At 56.8% G+C, this 17046-nt stretch carries 12 protein-coding genes; 6 read left to right on the forward strand and 6 right to left on the reverse strand.

The features are described from left to right. Positions 1-23 precede the first annotated feature (23 nt). Both proP and DBY66_RS05430 read right to left on the reverse strand, forming a co-directional pair. Positions 24-1457: a glycine betaine/L-proline transporter ProP gene (gene proP, locus DBY66_RS05425; RefSeq protein ID WP_071668296.1), complete on the reverse strand. Its 1434-nt coding sequence runs from the start codon at positions 1455-1457 to the stop codon at positions 24-26. Between the two features lie 374 nt (positions 1458-1831). Further along, positions 1832-2722, reverse strand: a complete 891-nt coding sequence (locus tag DBY66_RS05430) for an oxidoreductase (RefSeq protein ID WP_108569744.1) — start codon at positions 2720-2722, stop codon at positions 1832-1834. Positions 2723-2958: 236 nt separating this feature from the next. On the opposite strand from DBY66_RS05430, the gene DBY66_RS05435 reads away from it, so the two are divergent. Next, positions 2959-3666, forward strand: coding sequence for an OBAP family protein (locus DBY66_RS05435; protein WP_108569743.1), 708 nt, complete (start codon positions 2959-2961; stop codon positions 3664-3666). Between the two features lie 113 nt (positions 3667-3779). After that, positions 3780-4412, forward strand: coding sequence for a serine-tRNA(Ala) deacylase AlaX (locus tag DBY66_RS05440; RefSeq protein WP_040113851.1), 633 nt, complete (start codon positions 3780-3782; stop codon positions 4410-4412). Positions 4413-4467: 55 nt separating this feature from the next. Here DBY66_RS05440 and DBY66_RS05445 read toward each other — a convergent pair whose 3' ends face one another. Together DBY66_RS05445 and DBY66_RS05450 are read right to left on the reverse strand one after the other, a co-directional pair. Next, complete coding sequence (locus DBY66_RS05445; RefSeq protein ID WP_108569742.1) at positions 4468-6282, reverse strand: glycoside hydrolase family 15 protein; 1815 nt, start codon at positions 6280-6282, stop codon at positions 4468-4470. Positions 6283-6358: 76 nt separating this feature from the next. Then, positions 6359-7252 (reverse strand): SDR family oxidoreductase, encoded by an 894-nt coding sequence (locus DBY66_RS05450; protein ID WP_040113858.1) that lies wholly within the window; start codon positions 7250-7252, stop codon positions 6359-6361. 303 nt (positions 7253-7555) lie between these two features. Between DBY66_RS05450 and fdhF the strand changes: the two genes are divergently transcribed. Beyond that, complete coding sequence (fdhF, locus tag DBY66_RS05455) at positions 7556-10528, forward strand: formate dehydrogenase subunit alpha (RefSeq protein ID WP_094110888.1); 2973 nt, start codon at positions 7556-7558, stop codon at positions 10526-10528. After that, positions 10528-11013 (forward strand): DUF1641 domain-containing protein, encoded by a 486-nt coding sequence (locus tag DBY66_RS05460; protein ID WP_040113859.1) that lies wholly within the window; start codon positions 10528-10530, stop codon positions 11011-11013. The genes fdhF and DBY66_RS05460 overlap by 1 nt, the downstream gene beginning before the upstream one ends. A gap of 64 nt (positions 11014-11077) precedes the next feature. On the opposite strand, the gene DBY66_RS05465 is transcribed toward DBY66_RS05460, so the two are convergent. Beyond that, a complete protein-coding gene (locus DBY66_RS05465; RefSeq protein ID WP_233499572.1) occupies positions 11078-12205 on the reverse strand; it encodes an ABC transporter substrate-binding protein in 1128 nt (375 codons plus the stop codon). After that, positions 12195-14318, reverse strand: a complete 2124-nt coding sequence (locus DBY66_RS05470) for a TonB-dependent siderophore receptor (protein ID WP_108569880.1) — start codon at positions 14316-14318, stop codon at positions 12195-12197. The genes DBY66_RS05465 and DBY66_RS05470 overlap by 11 nt, the downstream gene beginning before the upstream one ends. A gap of 364 nt (positions 14319-14682) precedes the next feature. Here DBY66_RS05470 and DBY66_RS05475 point away from each other — a divergent pair, with 364 nt between their 5' ends. Together DBY66_RS05475 and DBY66_RS05480 are read left to right on the forward strand one after the other, a co-directional pair. Then, positions 14683-15570 carry a MurR/RpiR family transcriptional regulator gene (locus tag DBY66_RS05475; protein ID WP_108569741.1) on the forward strand — a complete coding sequence of 296 codons (888 nt, stop codon included), beginning with the start codon at positions 14683-14685 and terminating at the stop codon, positions 15568-15570. A gap of 103 nt (positions 15571-15673) precedes the next feature. Beyond that, positions 15674-16867: a cellulase family glycosylhydrolase gene (locus DBY66_RS05480; protein WP_223811795.1), complete on the forward strand. Its 1194-nt coding sequence runs from the start codon at positions 15674-15676 to the stop codon at positions 16865-16867. Positions 16868-17046: the final 179 nt, after the last annotated feature.

Genomic DNA, 17046 nt, shown 5'->3' on the forward strand with positions numbered 1-17046 from the left:
AAGGTGGCCAGCGTGACAGCGTATCAGGCAGGTTTTTGCTGCTTTTTGTGTTTGCGCTGCCGGCGCAGTTTATCAATCAGGCGATGCGCTTCCGCACGGGTGGCGACCGCAGGCGATGACCCCTTCAGTGGTTTACGCGCCGTTTCGCTCAGCGTCAGCACCGTCAGCAGGCCAATAACTCCGGCGCCCATCATGTAGTAAGCAGGCATCATTTTGTTGTGCGTGGTATCCACCAGCCAGGCTGTGATTAACGGCGTGGTGCCACCAAACAGTGAGACCGAAAGGTTGAAGCCAATCGCCAGCGCGCTATAACGGATATCGGTGACAAACAGTGCCGGCAGGGTGGCAGGCATGGTGCCGCTGAAGCAGGTATGCAGCAGACCAAGAATCGCCAGTCCGGCAAAAACCCAGTACATATTACCGGTACCCAGCAGCATAAACGCAGGGATAGCCAGCACAATCAGGCCCAGCGCGCCAAAGCCGATAACCGGCTTGCGGCCGAGACGATCGGTAAAGTAGCCCCACATCAGCGTCAGTGGCATCATGATAAACATCACCACCATCACCAGCAGCAGACCGGAGAGTTCGCTCAGGCCGAGGATCCCGGTAAGGTAGCTTGGCATATATGCGGTCAGCATATAGTTGGAGACGTTGAACAGCAGCACCAGCCCGATACACTTCAGCAGCGGTTTGCTCTGGGTACGCAGCATCTGCCACAGCGTCAGCGGCGGCTTGTTATGCTCCATCTCTTCACGCTGATCCATATGGTCTTTAAATGCCGGCGTCTCTTCCAGCTTCAGGCGAATATAGAGACCAAACAGACCGAGTGGTGCCGCGAGAAAGAACGGAATACGCCAGCCCCACGACATCATCTCATCATGCGGCAGGTACGCAATCATCCCGGTTACCAGGCTGGCACCCAGCAGATAGCCCGCCAGCGTGCCAAATTCCAGGAAGCTGCCCATAAAACCGCGGCGCTTATCGGTTGAATACTCGGCAATAAAGGTTGCTGCACCGCCATATTCGCCGCCGGTTGAGAAGCCCTGAACCAGACGGGCTACCAGCAGCAGAATCGGCGCCGCAATGCCGATACTGGCATAGCTCGGGATAAGACCAATACAGAAGGTGCCGATGGACATCATTACCATGGTAAAAGCGAGGACTTTCTGACGGCCAAAGCGATCGCCCAGCGGTCCGAACACCATACCGCCAATCGGACGCACGAGGAACGCGGCGGCAAAGGTACCAAATGAAGCGATAAGCTGCGCGGTATTACTGGCATCGGGGAAGAAGACCTGACCAATAATCACGGCCAGATAGCTGTATACGCCAAAATCGAACCACTCCATGGTATTACCAAGAGCAGCTGCGCCGACGGCGCGTTTTAAAAGTTTATTGTCGATGACGGTAATATCATCAACGGTCAGATCGGGTTTATTTACTGTTTCAGTGCTCATAGGCTTCCTTTGACAATGAAATAAAAGCGATCTTATAGCTTTCGCAGCCGGTTATTGCAGGGTGGAAAAGAAAGCTATAAGAGGCCGAAAGGCGAACACCTTAGGAGATAATTTTTCTTTACGCAACTTTGTGATGTATATCACTGGCAATAAGCGTAGCGCTGAAGTAAAGAACTGTCAAAAAGCGCGACGGCGGGATAACAGCTTATCGTGTTGAGACGGAATATTCGGCGGATTAACGCAATATTATGCTGGACAAGGAAAATACTCAGGCAGATATATCGTAAACGACCATTATCACTCTGTGATATACCAGAGTATAAAAAATCGCCGCCAGGGTTCACAGTGTCAATTCCTGTCAGTGCGCAGGCAAATCAGCCCGGTCCTTCGCTTGCTGCGGCCAGCAGCGGCACAATTACGTCACTCAGCGGAGTGGGAACGCCTTTTTCCCGGCCAAACCGCTGTATAACCCCGTTGCGGCACTGCCACTCCAGCGGTCGACCCGCCTGCCGGTCAGCGAGAATAGAGGTGCTCAGATCGGCTGGTGCGCTCTGCAACCCTGCCACTATTTCTTTTGTGACGTTGTCACTTAGAGTTGCCCCACAGGCGCGCGCCACGTTAAGTGCTTCACTGAGATAAGCCAGCGCCAGTTCAGCAATATCTCTCCGGTTAAACATGCCTGCCCGGCGATTTGCCAGCACCATCAGGCCCGCTACCGCATTCTGTAACAGCTTGCGCCATGCCACAGAGTGAAAATCAGCGCTGAGATCGGTGCTGCAGCGCGTGCCCGCCAGAGCAGCAACGATGCGTGCTGCGCCTGGCGTATCGGGCAGCGTCAGCCGCGGCCGGGCGCGCAGCCAGACAGAGGCGTCCGCTTCGCGCTGGGCCGGAAACCAGACCACCGAAGGAATAATTTGCGCGCCATTCACCAGCGGCTGCAGCTGCGTCTGCTGTTCAATGCCGTTTTGCAGCGCGCACACCACGGTATTCTCATTGCATAATGCCCGCAGCCAGCCTGCACACTGCGCCACCTGAGTGGTTTTGACCGCAACAAACAGTAGCGTAACCGCATGACGGATAGCGACAGGATCGGTCAGCACCGGACCCGGCACCCGGATTTCGCCGTCGTCATGACGCAGCCTCAGGCATGCATGGGGCGTACGGCCACAGAGCAGCGGCGGGTGCCCGGCTTCATACAGGGCAGCTGCAACGGTGGTGCCGATAGCGCCAGGGCCGAGCAGTGCGACAGAGGAGTAATCTGACATATAAAGACTCCGGTTCAGGCTGATATTCTGCTGATAACAGAAGAGGGAAGTGCTAAGTATTATTCACGTTCGCGCAGTTGGCCGCCTGAAGCGTAATAAAACAGGTTTCTGAATAATTCTCTATGGCGGTCGCCTTTTTTTATCGGACAATCAGTAACGTAATTGTTTCCACCGCTGCGCTGGCATCCTGATTCATATTAACTATGTTTATGACTCAAAGAATAAAAGGATGCTCTATGCGTAATCTTATATTGAGTGGATTCACCGTATTGTTGCTGTCAGGATGCGGCGCGAATAACAGTGCGTCACCGGTCAACGCTCCCGGTGCGCCCGTGGCGGGTAAAACCGCGCTGCTGGAGAGCGGCGCGGCCGCACTGCAGTCGCGCCCGCCGATTGATGCCATTAACACCTATCTGGATGGATTCCACTACTACTGTGGTGATAAACAGGGACAGATGGAAGCGCATCACTATGTCACCATTCTCAACGATGATGTGATGCAGGCAGTGATCTTCGACGGCAATAAAAAAGATGCCAAGCTGATGGGCGTTGAATATATCATCAGCGAGCGGCTGTTTAAGCAGCTTCCGGCGGGCGAGAAGAAGTACTGGCACAGCCACCGCTATGAAGTGAAATCAGGCTCTCTGATTGCGCCGGGCATCCCGGACGCCGCTGAACATGCGCTGATGGGCAAAATCGTCAATACCTACGGAAAAACCTGGCACACCTGGCATACTGACCGCGACAAAACCCTGCCGCTGGGCGAGCCAGCGCTGATGATGGGCTTTACCGCCGACGGAGAGATGAACCCGGCGCTGCTGCGCGATCGTGACCAGCGCTTTGGCGTCGACACGCAGAAAATTCGTGCGGCGCGCGCCGATCTCGACGCGCATCCGGTGGCCGCAGGCGCTGATAACTGCCAGCGCGTACATCAGGCGCACTGATCGCCACAAAATCTATCCGCAGCGTTCGCCCTGCGGATTTTTTTCGCCTGCCGCCCCCGAACCAGGTTAAAAAGAGAGTTCGTTTTTCTCTGCCGTAAGGAACCAGACGTATTATGACGCTCAAACGTTATTTCACCAGCGACCAGCTGACGCTTACCACCCGGGTATTACGCTGTGAACCGCAGGATGATGGCCGCTTTCGTCTCATACTCAGTGAAACGCTGTTTCATCCGCAGGGTGGCGGACAGCCCTCCGATCGCGGAACCCTTGCCGGCGCGGCGATGCTGCAGGCGCTGCAGGAGGGCGACGATGTCGCACACTATACCGATCGGCCGGTTGAACCAGGCGAGGTGGAGCTGGTGGTGGATGGCGAGCTGCGCGAGCTGCACTCGCGTTACCACTCCGCGGGTCATTTGATCGCTTATGCCGGAGAGTCATTTGGCTGGCGTGGATATAAAGCCAACCATCGGCCAGGGGAAGGTCGCATTGTTTTTACCGCGCTGGATCAGACTCAGCCGGTTACGGCAGAGGCGCTGATGCAGCGGGCTGCAGCGCTGGTGGCGGGCAACTATCCCCGCGTGCTGGGTGAAGAGGCGGGAAAACGTATGGTGAGCTGGGGTGAACTGACCCCCTATGCCTGCGGCGGCACGCATGTGCTCAGCACCGGGGAGATCGGTGACATTGTGATTGGCAAAGTAAAAGAAAAGAAGGGTGAGCTCACGGTACAGTATAGCCTGAGCCACTAAGCGGCATCAGGGGGGACTCCGTTCCCGCCCTCATGCCTGCGGCGTTAGCCTTTTCTCAGCCGTGATCCGTCAGCGACTGCGCCGCGCAAATCAGCGCCAGATGGCTCAGCCCCTGCGGCATGTTACCGCGCCACTCATCGGTGCGGACATCGAACATCTCATTAAAGGTTTCAACGTTGCCACGCTGACAAAGTTTGTTGAGGATCTCTTCCATCGCCTGCTCTGCCTGTGGAATATCACCCAGCGCGGCCAGCGCTTCCACCAGCCAGAAAGAGCAGGCAATAAAGGTACTCTCCTCCTGTTCCACACCGGAGTAGCGATAAACCATTGCGCTGTTGTGTCCCAGATCCTGACGGATAGCGCGATAGGTCGCGCGCATGCGCTCAGGATTCACCTGGTTGCCGTAACGGTGCATCAGCGCCAGCGCCGCATCCAGTTTATCTTCGCTGTCCGGGTAGAAGAGATAAGCCTGTCTGGCCTCGCTCCAGCAGTGCGCCTCCACCCACTCGCTGATGCGATCGCGTTCGCGCTGCCAGCGCTCAAGCCAGGTCGGCTCAATATGTTTCGCCTCTGCCAGCGCCACGGCGCGATCCAGCGCCAGCCAGCAGGCCATCTTGGAATGCGTATAGTGATGCTGATCGGGCAGCTCCCAGATCCCGCAATCCTGCTGACGCCATGAATCAGCGCAATGATTCGCCAGCTCACCCAGCATGCGCGAGGTAGAGAGATCGAGAATGTGACCAGCCTGTATAAACAAATCGGCGGTGGCGAGCATGTCGCCATACATACTGAGCTGGAGCTGATCGCGCGCATTATTGCCGATGCGTACCGGCTGTGAATGGTGGTACCCCCGCAGCGGCGGATAAGATTCAGCCGGGACTTCATCTCCTTCGAGCGTATAACAGGCGCGCAGCGCGGTGCCGTGACGAATAATCGTTTTCGACAGCCATGAGAAAGCAGCCTTACAATCTTCCAGCGCGCCCAGAAACACAAACGATTTGATAATCAGGCAGGCGTCGCGTACCCACGCATAGCGATAGTCATAATTTTTTTCGCCGCCGATACCTTCCGGCAGGGAAGTTGTGGCCGCCGCCGCCAGCGCGCCGGTAGGAGAGTACCAGAGAAATTTCAGCGACAGCGCTGAACGCCGCACGTGCTTTTCATAGCGCCCCTGATAACTCAGGCTGCGCGTCCAGTCGCACCAGGCGGTGTGGCTGGTTTCAATACGGGTATCGATAGCGCTTAAATCCGGCACCGCCAGCGGTTCGCGCTCGGTGACCAGCAGAGCAACCAGCGCGTGACTGCCGGGCGAGGTTTTGAGCGTGGCAGCGATACGTTCATCGTCCCGCTGCGTAATATGCCACGCGTCACTGGTGCGCAGCATCGCCATCAGATCGGCAATATGATAAACATCGCCCTGTTCAGTGCAGTCCCGCCACGGCGAGCAGGTCTCAGCCAGCGTACCAAAGCGTAACGTCAGCGTCAGCTCAACGTGGCCCTCGATCCCTTCAACGCGCCGCGCCAGCTCACTCCACGGCAGACGACCGGCCAGCGTGCTGTTTAATGATTCAGTCAGCATGACTGAACCCTCTGCGGTGATAAAGGTGGTTTCCAGCACGTTACTGTCAGCGCGATAAGCGCGTTCGGTGCGGAAGGGGGCTGCGGGTACAATCTGGAAAAACCCGCCAATCTCCGGATCGAGCAGGCGGTCAAACAGCGGGGCGGAGTCGAGATTAGGTGCACACCACCAGTCAATAGCCCCATCCGGTGCGATAAGCGCAACGGAACGGCCTTCCCCGATGGCAGCGTAATCTCCAAGGCGCGCAAACCCTTTCTCGCGCATCGGCGACTGCAAAATCTGGTTATTCATCATGCTTCCCTGTCAGCTGAAACGACAGCGTGGCTGCCACAGGGGCAGCCACGCTGATATCGGGCAGAATGTGTTATTACAGCGTGCCGGTACCGCCGTCTGAGCACCATACCTGGCCGGAAGTAAAGCCGTTCAGGTTTTCAGCAAAGGTGACATAGAGCGGCGCGATTTCCACCGGCTGGCCCGGACGGCCCATCGGTGCACCGGAACCAAACTGCTGCAGTTTCTCTTCCGGCTGACCACCGCACGCCTGAAGTGGCGTCCAGTATGGGCCCGGTGCCACAGCGTTAACGCGGATCTTCTGTTCCGCCAGCTGTTTAGCCAGCGCTTTAGTAAAGGCGGCAATTGAGGCTTTGGTCTGCGCATAATCCAGCAGAATAGCGCTTGGCTCATAAGCCTGAACGGAAGAGGTATTTATAATAGAGGCGCCCTCTGGCAGATATTCCAGCGCGGCTTTAGTGATCCAGAACATCGCATAGACGTTGGTCTTAAACGTTGCGTCAAAATCTTCCGTCGAGAGCGTGCGAATAGATTCATTAAACTGCTGACGTCCGGCATTATTAACCAGAATATCCAGGCCATCGAGTTTTTCAGCGGCTTCTTTAACCAGCTGCTGGCAAAACGATTCGGAACGGATATCACCCGGAATAGCGACGGCTTTACGTCCTTCAGCTTCGATCAGCTTAACCACTTCCTGCGCATCTGACTCTTCAGCAGGCAGATAGTTGATGGCAACGTCTGCACCTTCACGAGCGTAAGCGATAGCCACGGCGCGGCCGATACCTGAATCGCCGCCGGTGATTAGCGCTTTACGTCCGGTCAGGCGGCCTGAACCGCGATAGCTTGTTTCACCGTGATCGGGACGCGGATCCATTTTACTGGCTAAGCCGGGGAAATCCTGCGACGGCGTGTTAAACGGCGGCTGCGGATATTCATTAGCGATTAGCGTTTTGTTAGTGAACGAATTCATAACGGGCTCCTTGTACAGTGAACGTGTAGAAAATAAGCCTGGCAGAGATGTGATATTTGTCACGTAAAAAAATTACGAATGAATTTTATTTGTGCAATATCCATGCAGTGCGGGAAGTTATTTTTCCTTACAATTTCACTAACGTAATGATTATTTATCCCCTCTTAGTCCACATTTAAAAAATAAGCGAGTCGGCAACATTGCAGAGCAGAAAATTAGCTCTAAGCTCATTGAATAACTTTAATAAATTCCCGGCGTTTTACCGGGATAAACATAATGAGCACTGTCGTCAACGAGGCGAAAATGAGCGAAGCACTCTGTACCATTATTTATAACGGGGAACGGCTGAGTGGCGCAGCGGATCAACCGCTGATCGATTTTCTGCAGCAGCAGGGAAAAAAACTGCCGCACGTCTGCTACCACCCGGCGTTGCCGCCGCTGCAAAGCTGCGATGTCTGCTGGGTCAGGGCTGACGGAGAGCAGGTGCGTGGCTGTACCCTGCGGACTTATGAAGGCTTGCAGGTGGTCAGTGAAGGCGCCGACCTGGCTGCTGCACAGCAGGAAGGTATGGACCGTATTCTGAATCGCCATGAACTTTACTGCACGGTGTGTGAGCACAATACCGGCGACTGTACGCTGCATAATGCGGTAGCCGATATGCACATGCCGATTCAGTTCTATCCCTATGAACGTAAACCCTACACGAAAGATCACAGCAATCCGTTTTATACCTACGATCCCGACCAGTGCATTCTCTGCGGACGCTGCGTTGAGGCGTGTCAGAACATAGAAGTCAATGAGACACTCTCAATTGACTACAGCGCAGAACATCCGCGCGTATTGTGGGATGGCGGGACGGAGATTGCCGGATCGAGCTGCGTCAGCTGCGGTCACTGCGTCACGGTTTGCCCGTGTAACGCGCTTTTAGAAAAAACCATGCAGCCCGATGCCGGTCCGTTTACCCGCATGGATGAGGATTTAAAGCGGCCGTTTATTGATGCCATTAAAAAAATGGAGAAGAGCATCGGCATGGAGCCGATAACCGGCATCTCACTGATTGATGATGCTTTGCGCAAAACAGAAATTAAAAAAACCAAAACGGTCTGCACCTACTGCGGCGTTGGCTGCAGCTTTGAGGTCTGGACGCGCGATCGCCATATCCTGAAGGTGCAGCCGGTCGCTGAGGCGCCGGTAAACGGCATCTCCACCTGCGTAAAAGGCAAGTTTGGCTGGGATTTTGTTAACAGCCCGAATCGCCTGACCACGCCGCTTATCCGGGAAAACGGAGCATTCCGGCCTGCCAGCTGGGAAGAGGCGCTGAACCGGGTGGCGGAAGGGCTGCGTGCCGTAGCGCATCAGCACGGCGGCGCAGCAATTGGATTTATTGGCTCCAGTAAAGCCAGTAATGAAGAGGCCTATCTGACGCAAAAGATCGCGCGCCTGATTTTTGGTACCAACAATGTCGATAACTCTTCACGCTATTGTCAGAACCCGGCTACCCAGGGGCTGTTCCGCACCGTGGGTTATGGCGGCGATGCCGGCACGCTGCGCGATCTGCAGCAGACCGATCTGATTATCACCGTGGGCAGTAATCTTGCAGAAAACCATCCGGTATTCGCCTCGCACATCAAACAGAGCCATAAACATCACGGGCAGAAACTGCTGGTCGTGGATCCGCGTAAGCATGAAATGGCGGAGCGCGCCGACTGCTATCTGCGTATCCGGCCCGGTACCGATATGGTCTGGGCCTCTGCGATGGCGAAATATATGTTCGATCATCACTATGCAGACGACGCGTTTCTGGCTGAACGCGTTAATGATGTTGACGCCTACCGCGCCTCGCTCGCGCCGTTTACGCTTGAGATGGCGAGTGAAGTAACCGGTCTGAGCGTGGAGGCGCTCACCGAGGCAGCGGAGATGATCGGCCAGGCAAACAGCGCCTGTATTCTCTGGGCGATGGGTATCACGCAGCACAGCCACGGTGCCGATGCCAGCACGGCACTCTCTAACCTGCTGCTGGTGACCGGCAACTATGGTCGTCCCGGCACCGGTGGCTATCCGATGCGCGGCCATAACAACGTACAGGGGGCCAGCGACTTTGGCTGCCTGAGCAATGTTTACCCCGGCTATGAAAGCGTAACGGATGATGCGGTTCGCGAGAAGTGGGCGCGTGCCTGGCAGGTTGCGCCGGAAGCGCTCTCTGATGAAGAGGGGCTGGATAACTTCCTGATGATTGAGCACGCCCACGATAAGCAGCTGCGCGCAATGTACATCATCGGCGAAGATACCGCCTTTTCAGACGCTAACTCCACCAAAGTGGATGAAGCGTTCAGCCAGCTCGATTTTATGGTGGTGCAGGACATTTTCATGAGCAAAACCGCGCGCTACGCCGACGTGGTGCTGCCCGGCTGTCCGAGCCTGGAAAAAGAGGGCACATTCGTCAATACCGAGCGCCGTATACAGCACTTCTCCCCGGCGTTTGCTCCACTGGGTGAGAGCCGGCCTGACTGGCAGATTCTGACCGATCTCGCCGCGCGTCTCGGGCATCACTGGCGCTATCCAAACCCCGGCGCCATCATGGCGGAGGCGGCGGGCATTGCGGATCTGTTTGCCGGTGTGAGCTATGAACAGCTGGTAGGCTGGCAGTCACAGCTCTGGCCGGTGAAAGCAGATGGCAGCAGTACGCCGCTGCTCTATACCGACGCATTTGCGTTTCCGGATGGTAAAGCGCGTCTCTATGCGCTTGAGTGGCAGCCGCCAGAAGAGCAGCCGGACGCAGAGTACGATCTGCTGCTGAATAATGGCCGCATGCTGGAGCATTTCCAGTCCACAAACCAGACCGGGCAGGGCGGACGCATCATGTCGCTGTCACCCAACTGGTTTGTGGAGATCTCGCCGCAGCTGGCGGAAGCGCGTCAGCTGCAGGAGGGTGACTGGGTTGAAATCCGCTCGCGGCGCGGCGCGCTGGAGGTGCCGGTGGTGGTGACCGATCGTGCCGCAGGGAACGTGCTGTTTATCCCGATTCACTATGGCAAACCCGGCGTCAATGGTCTGACCGGTAACCACCACGATCCGGATGTGAATACGCCGGCTTACAAAGAGATTGCCGTCAGCCTGCGTAAACTGGCGCGTCAGCCTCAGCCGCATCCGCTGCCGTTGCATAACTTCCGTCACGGTCAGCGCACGCCGCTGGATCACCTGCCGGTTGAGGTGAAATGGCAGCAGCCGGAGTACCGTTTGCCCCCTGAACATGTTTCGCACCCGGAGAAAAGCTAATGGCCGAACCGCTGGACTACCAGCCTGAACCTGCGCGCACTGAACCCACCGCGCAGGAGTCACTCAATACGCTGCTGGAGAATCTGCATCAGCACGGCTTTCTGCGTCTCGCCAATGACGTGGTTAAAGCGAACAACGACATTGGTAAAATTCTTGCCGGCGGGCTGAATCGCCCCGGTACTCAGAACGCCATCCAGAACATTTCGCTGCTGTTTATGATGCTGAGCACTATTCCGCCCGAGCGGTTTAATCATGTACTGCTGGCGCTGCGCGATGCGCTGGTCGCGATGAAGCCAGCGAGCGAGTCTGTTCAGCAGGAGAAAGCTGCGCCCGGCATCAGAGGGGTAATGAAACTGCTGAATGATGAAGACCTGTGGCAGGGTGTGCGTCCGCTGCTGTCGGCGCTGGAAGTTTTTTCGCGCGAGATGCAGAAAGAGGAGGAGACCCCGATTACCCGCTACAGCGGTAAGCCGACCCGTGAATAGTCAGGAGTGGGTGCTGCTGATTGCCCGCAATCGGTCTATGCCGATCGCGGGCATACCCGCTGAGTTACGGCTGGTCAGCGGGTATATGCATAAACCAGGTTCCCTGCAGCGGCATGCGTAAAAAATCGCGAAACAGCGTTTCCAGCGTCTGCTGAGGATCGACGTCAGCGAAACGCTGCGGATAGAGCGTTTTAGCCATAAATTCTGCTGCAACGACGTGCCACGGGCTGAGATAAAAATTCATCCACAGCGCGCCCGCCTGACCGTTATGCAGCGCCTTCAGCCCGCGCAGCCCTTTCTGCTGTCCGGTCAGCTGCTGAAAACTCTGCAGTGCAACATCAGGCGCGATCTCCGGTCCGAGCTTCAGCCGGCCACTGCTCTGATTGTCGCTAAAACCGGTAGCAAAGTAGTAGTCAGGCTGCGCGGCAATCACGCTCTCTTCACTCAGGCGGGCAAACACACCCTGCCGGGTACGGGCGGCGATGTTGTCGCCTCCGGCCAGGCGCAGAAGCTCGCCCAGACTGCCGTTGATTGCCGTCACGCAGCACTCATTGCGGCGTCCCAGATGCAGGTGCAGCAGCACTTCAGGGCGCGCACCGTGAAAATCAGCAAGCCGCTCCTCAATGACCCGCATATGGGCGGCGTAAAACCGGTTAAATGCGGCTGCCCGCGCCTGCTGATTAATCACATCACCCAGGATCTCCACGCTGCGCCGGGTATTCTTCAGCAGCTGAACGCGCAGGTCGATCTTCACGACCGGAATGTGTGCCGCCTGCAGTACCGCAAGCAGACGCGCGTCAGCATCATCATAGCGTGCCAGACTGGGTAAAATGACGACGTCGGGGCGCAGCGCAATAACCTGTTCCGGGTTGATCGCCGCCGGGCCACCGCTGCCAAGTGACGGAACCGCCTCTATTTGCGGAAAACGTCGCGCAAAGCTGCGCCACATCTGCGCATCATATTTCTGCAGATCGCGTGGCCAGCCCACAATGTGCTGCAGCGGATTTTCAGGCGCCAGCAGCGCCAGCGTATAGAGCATACGGCTTTCGCCAAGCACAATGCGCTGCGGGCGATCGGGTATTGTCACCAAATGACCGTCAATATCGGTGAGCGTTTTTGCCTGCGCCAGCGGGCTGAGCAGCAGCCAGGCTAACAGCAGCAGGCTGGCGAAAAAGAGTGAATCAGAACGCAATGCTCGCCTCCGCCACCAGATTGCGGGTCTCGCCTTCGCGTACGCGCAGGTTGCCACCGCTGGAGGTGTAGTAGTGTTTATCAAACAGATTATTCAGGTTCAGCTGAAGCCGGGTTTTATGCCCGGAAAGGGTACTGTTCCAGGCAATAAAGGTGTCGGCTACCGTATAGTCAGGCAGGGTAAAGCTGTTCTCCGGATCGCCCGCGCGTGAACCGACATAGCGGGCACCCCCCCCGATGCGGAAATCACCCGGAATGCCGGGCAGCGCCAGCGTGTGGGTGAGCCAAAGTGCACCGGCGTGACGGGGAGCGTTCTGCAGCCGGTTGCCGTTATTGGCCCTGTTTACGCCATCGTCAGCGATCTCCGCTATATCATAGCTGTAACTGGCGCTGATCTCCCAGCCGGCAGCCACTTCCCCGTTAAGCTCCGCTTCAGCGCCTGTGGATCGCGCCCGGTTGATAGTGCGCGTGGTGCCATTGATGCTGAGTGACATATCGCGCTCATCAATGCGGTAAAGCGCCAGGCTGGCAAACAGCGTCGGCGTGATTTGCCACTTGCTGCCCGCTTCCCAGCTGGTGCCCTGTTCAGGTTTGCCCACCCGTCCCGCATCATCCACCTCGGTTGAGGGGGTGAACGATTTGCTGACGCTGGTGTAGAGCGAGATATCCGGTGTCAGTTTGTAGATCGCGCCTGCCTGCGGCAAAAATTTGTTGCCGCTGCTCTCCAGCGTCGGCACGATTGGGTCGGCTCCCTTTGAGGCGCGCTGTTCATAATGCTGATAGCGGCCGCCTGCCACCAGGGTCCAGCGATCGTTAATCGCTACGCTATCTTTGGCGTAAAGCGAGCGGCTGTGAATGCGGTTCAGCAGCCGCGCATTTGCGCGGCGCTCGGTAGTGGCATCCGTGACCGGCGCAAGCAGATCGTAATGCGGTTCGGCAAGCGTAAACCCGCGATTTGCTTTGCCCTGATACTGCCGCGCCCGCAAGGTCTGATTCATCTCATAATCGGTACCCGCCACCAGCGTGTGCGTCATGCCGGCAAGCTGCTGCGTACCGGTCAGATCCCAGGCGATATATTTTGTCTGATGATTAAAACCGCGATTGGCGTCAGCGCGACGCGTCACAACCCCGCTGTCCGGATCGATGGCGGTAACGCGCACTTCATTATTATCATACTGGCGCTGGTTCCAGCCCAGCGTCACACGCGTGCTCCAGTCGTCACTAAACTGCCAGTCGTAGTGGGTATTCAGCGTTTTATTATGGCCCCAGGCGTGGCCAGCTTTATCATCCAGCCGATCTTTGTAGCCGATATCAACCGGGCGGTTATGGATAAACGCCGTACCGCGATCGTAAGGAATATCATACTGGTAATCTTCGTAACTCAGCAGAAAGCTGGCTTTCTCGCCATACCACTGCAGCGAGGGTGCGATGAGCCGGTGTTTATCACGACCAAAATTGCGCCAGTAATCCTGGTTCTGCTGCTCTGCGACCAGCCGGAAAGCAAAACCGTTATCCAGTGGTCCGGTGATATCGAACGTACCGCTGCCGCCGCCGATGCTGACGGTCCGGCCGCTCAGCGCGGTACGCCATTCATAAAGCGGTTTTTTGCTGATGATATTGATGACGCCGCCCGGATTCTGGATGCCGTAGAGCAGTGAAGCGGATCCTTTCAGTACTTCAACCCGCTCCGTTGCTGCGTTGACATTGAGGCCCTGACTGCTGCGTATGCCATCGCGATAGATCGAACCGTCGCTGTTGCCGCCAAACCCGCGGCGCACAAAGCCATCTTCCGTGCCTGCCAGCGTATTACCTTCGCTTACGCCGCTGACAAAGCGCATCGCCTCCGTCAGGCGACTGACCTGGTAATCCTCCAGCTGTTGCGGCGTTACAATGCTGACTGACTGGATCTCATCAAGCCGCGCAACGGGCAGTTTGCTGCTGACGGTGCTGCTGCCGGCGCTGTAGCCGGACGCGGTTTCACTATCAGCCTGAACCGTGAGCGTGGTTTCCTGCTCTGCGGCATTGGCCGTAACGGAGACAGGGATAAGCCCCTGCAGCGCAACATATAACGCAGGGCGTAACGCCTTTGGCACAAAAGTAGAGGAAATAAGCATATCAGCAAACCTGGTAAAGACGGAGTGTTCCGTCATAAAGCCATCGGCAAAACCTGCCGCGCGCGGGCAGGCAGAATAATCATTCAGCGGCCATAATGCAGGCTTGAATGTAATTGAGAATCATTCAAACATGAAAGAATGTAGTAGTAAACGGATATAATGCAGGTAATACTACATTTATCCGGAATCTGTTTAATGACGGTATATTTAAATATTGATGTTATAAATCAATATATTAATCATTAAAATGCGAAGAGGTATCTCGTTCTGTGAGTAAAGTGAATAGGGCGCATCTCATTATCACGAGACCAGCCACTACAACATATCCGCCTTTCACAGCGGGTAATGTCAGGAGCCTCAGCCCATGGCGCTGAAAAAAAAGGGTGTCCGGACAGACATTTTTGGCGACCGCTGCCGGGCTCGTATCGCCAGTCTTTCCCCCCGGCTGCAGACGGTCGCCCGCTATATTGATGCGCATCGTGAGAGCGTGGCGGAAGCGACGGCTATCGATATTGCCGCCGCAACGGGAACGTCTGATGCGACGGTGATCCGTGCCGTACAGGCGCTGGGCTTTACGGGCCTGCGCGATCTTAAACTCACGCTGGCGGAGTGGGCGGGGCCGGCCATTAACTCTGCGGCAAAGATGAGCGCGACCGTTAGCGAACTGGCCTGCGATATTAATGCCAGCATCGATTTTGTGCTGCTGGGACACCAGCAGGCGTGTCACGCGCTGGCACAGCCCGAAAACCGTCAGGCGGTGGCACAGGCGGTGGCGTTGCTAAGCGAAGCGCGTCAGGTCGCCCTCTTTGGCATCAACGCGTCAGGTATTCTTGCGGACTACAGCGCCCGTATGTTCAGCCGTATCGGGCTGCCCGCCACAACCCTGAACCGCACCGGCATTGCGCTGGCAGAGCAGTTGCTGAGCCTGCAGCGTGGTGATGTACTGGTGATGATGGCGCAGAAATCGGCGCATCGTGAAGGGGTCACGGCGTTAAAGGAGGCGAGAAAGCTGGGCATTCCTGTCATTCTGCTGACGCATGCGATGGAGTCTGCCTTTGCGCGCGAGGCTGATATCGTGATCAATGTACCACGCGGCGGGGAGGGAGGACGCATGCCGCTGCACGGGACCGTGCTGGTCTGTCTTGAAATGCTTATCCTGTCGGTTGCCTCAGTCAATGCCGGACGCACGGTGAAAACCATGAAGCGGATTCAGGAGCTAAACCGATCGCTTAAGCCCGGTACTAAACGCTAAGTGTGAACCGATCGTGAATATCCGGCGCGCGCAAAATTCACGAAAAATAACACCTGCCGGTGCGGTTTTATCGCTATAAATGCAGGCAAAAGAAGGAGTTTTTGTGCGTGCATTTCTGACAACTATTACCCTGTTTATAACACTCGTTCTGACCAGCCCGGTTAGCCTGGCGGCAGACGCCATGGCGTTCTGGTCAGCATCGCGGCACGGGGCCAACAGTTTTAACCGGCTGCCGCCTGACAGCAAATATTTTACGGCTCTGCATGACTACGGTGCCAGCTGGGTACGGCTCTCCTGGGATAAGTGGCCCACGCAGCAACGCGATTTTTTGCTGGGTAACGCAGATGAGTATCGCGGGCTGGACGCCGGCGATCTGCAGACGCTTATCCACACCCTCGACCGCGCCTGGGCAGCGGGCCTGCGCGTGGTTATTACGCCTCTCTCTCTGCCCGGCATGCGCTGGGCGCAGAATAACGGGGGAAAATTTGACGATCGGCTCTGGCAGGATAAAGCCTGGTGGGAAGCCAGCGTGCGCTACTGGCACGATCTGGCTGCTGCTCTGCACCATCATCCCGCTATTGCCGCCTATAACCTGATCAATGAGCCCGCGCCGGAAAAAAATGGCGGACTGGCAGAGCACGCCAGCAGCGAGGCGATGGCGCGCTGGTATCAGCAGCAGCGTGGCGGAAGCCGCGATCTGCCGGCGTTTTATGCCGCGCTGATAGCCGCTATTCGTGAAGCAGATGCCGTTACACCGATAATGGTCGACAGCGGCTGGTATGCCGCCGCCGATGCGTTTGACTACTGGCCTGAGGCGCTGCACGACACGCGCATACTTTACAGCGTGCACATGTATGAACCCTATGCTGCGACCAGCGCACCCAACGCACGGCGTGAAAAGCCCTGGCCCTATCCGGGTTACGTACCTTTCGGCGAGGATATGCAGCAGTGGGATGCGGCGCGTGTCGCGGACTATCTGGCACGCCCTTTTGAATGGGCTGCGCGTAACGGGATCGATAAGCGGCAGCTGGTGGTTAGCGAGTTTGGCTGCGTGCGCACGCTGGCCGGTTGTACCCGGTACCTGGAAGATGTGCTGACGGTGCTGGACAGCCATGACGCGCACTGGGCATTTTATAGCTTTCGTGAAGATAGCTGGGACGGCATGGATTATGAACTGGGTCGTCAGAAAGTGCCGTGGCGCTACTGGCAGGCGGCAGAGAAAAATCTGCCCGATCCCCTGCCGCGCAGCGCCACAAAAGAGTTTGAGCCGATACGCAAGCGGCTCGCCGGTCAGTAAGGCGTGCCGGGGCATGCGGCCCCGCACGCCCCCCCCCACGCGGTAGGTTTTCGGTTGCTGGGGAGATCTTTTACGCCCTCTGCTACCCCCCTGCCCCCCCGGGAAAAGGGATCCGGATTGTAATAATCCCCTTCGCCGTAGCGCCCCGCCACATGGGTAATTTTCGGGGGCAGCCAGCT

This window comes from Pantoea sp. RIT413 (assembly GCF_003057675.2).
Taxonomy (GTDB): domain Bacteria; phylum Pseudomonadota; class Gammaproteobacteria; order Enterobacterales; family Enterobacteriaceae; genus Pantoea; species Pantoea eucrina.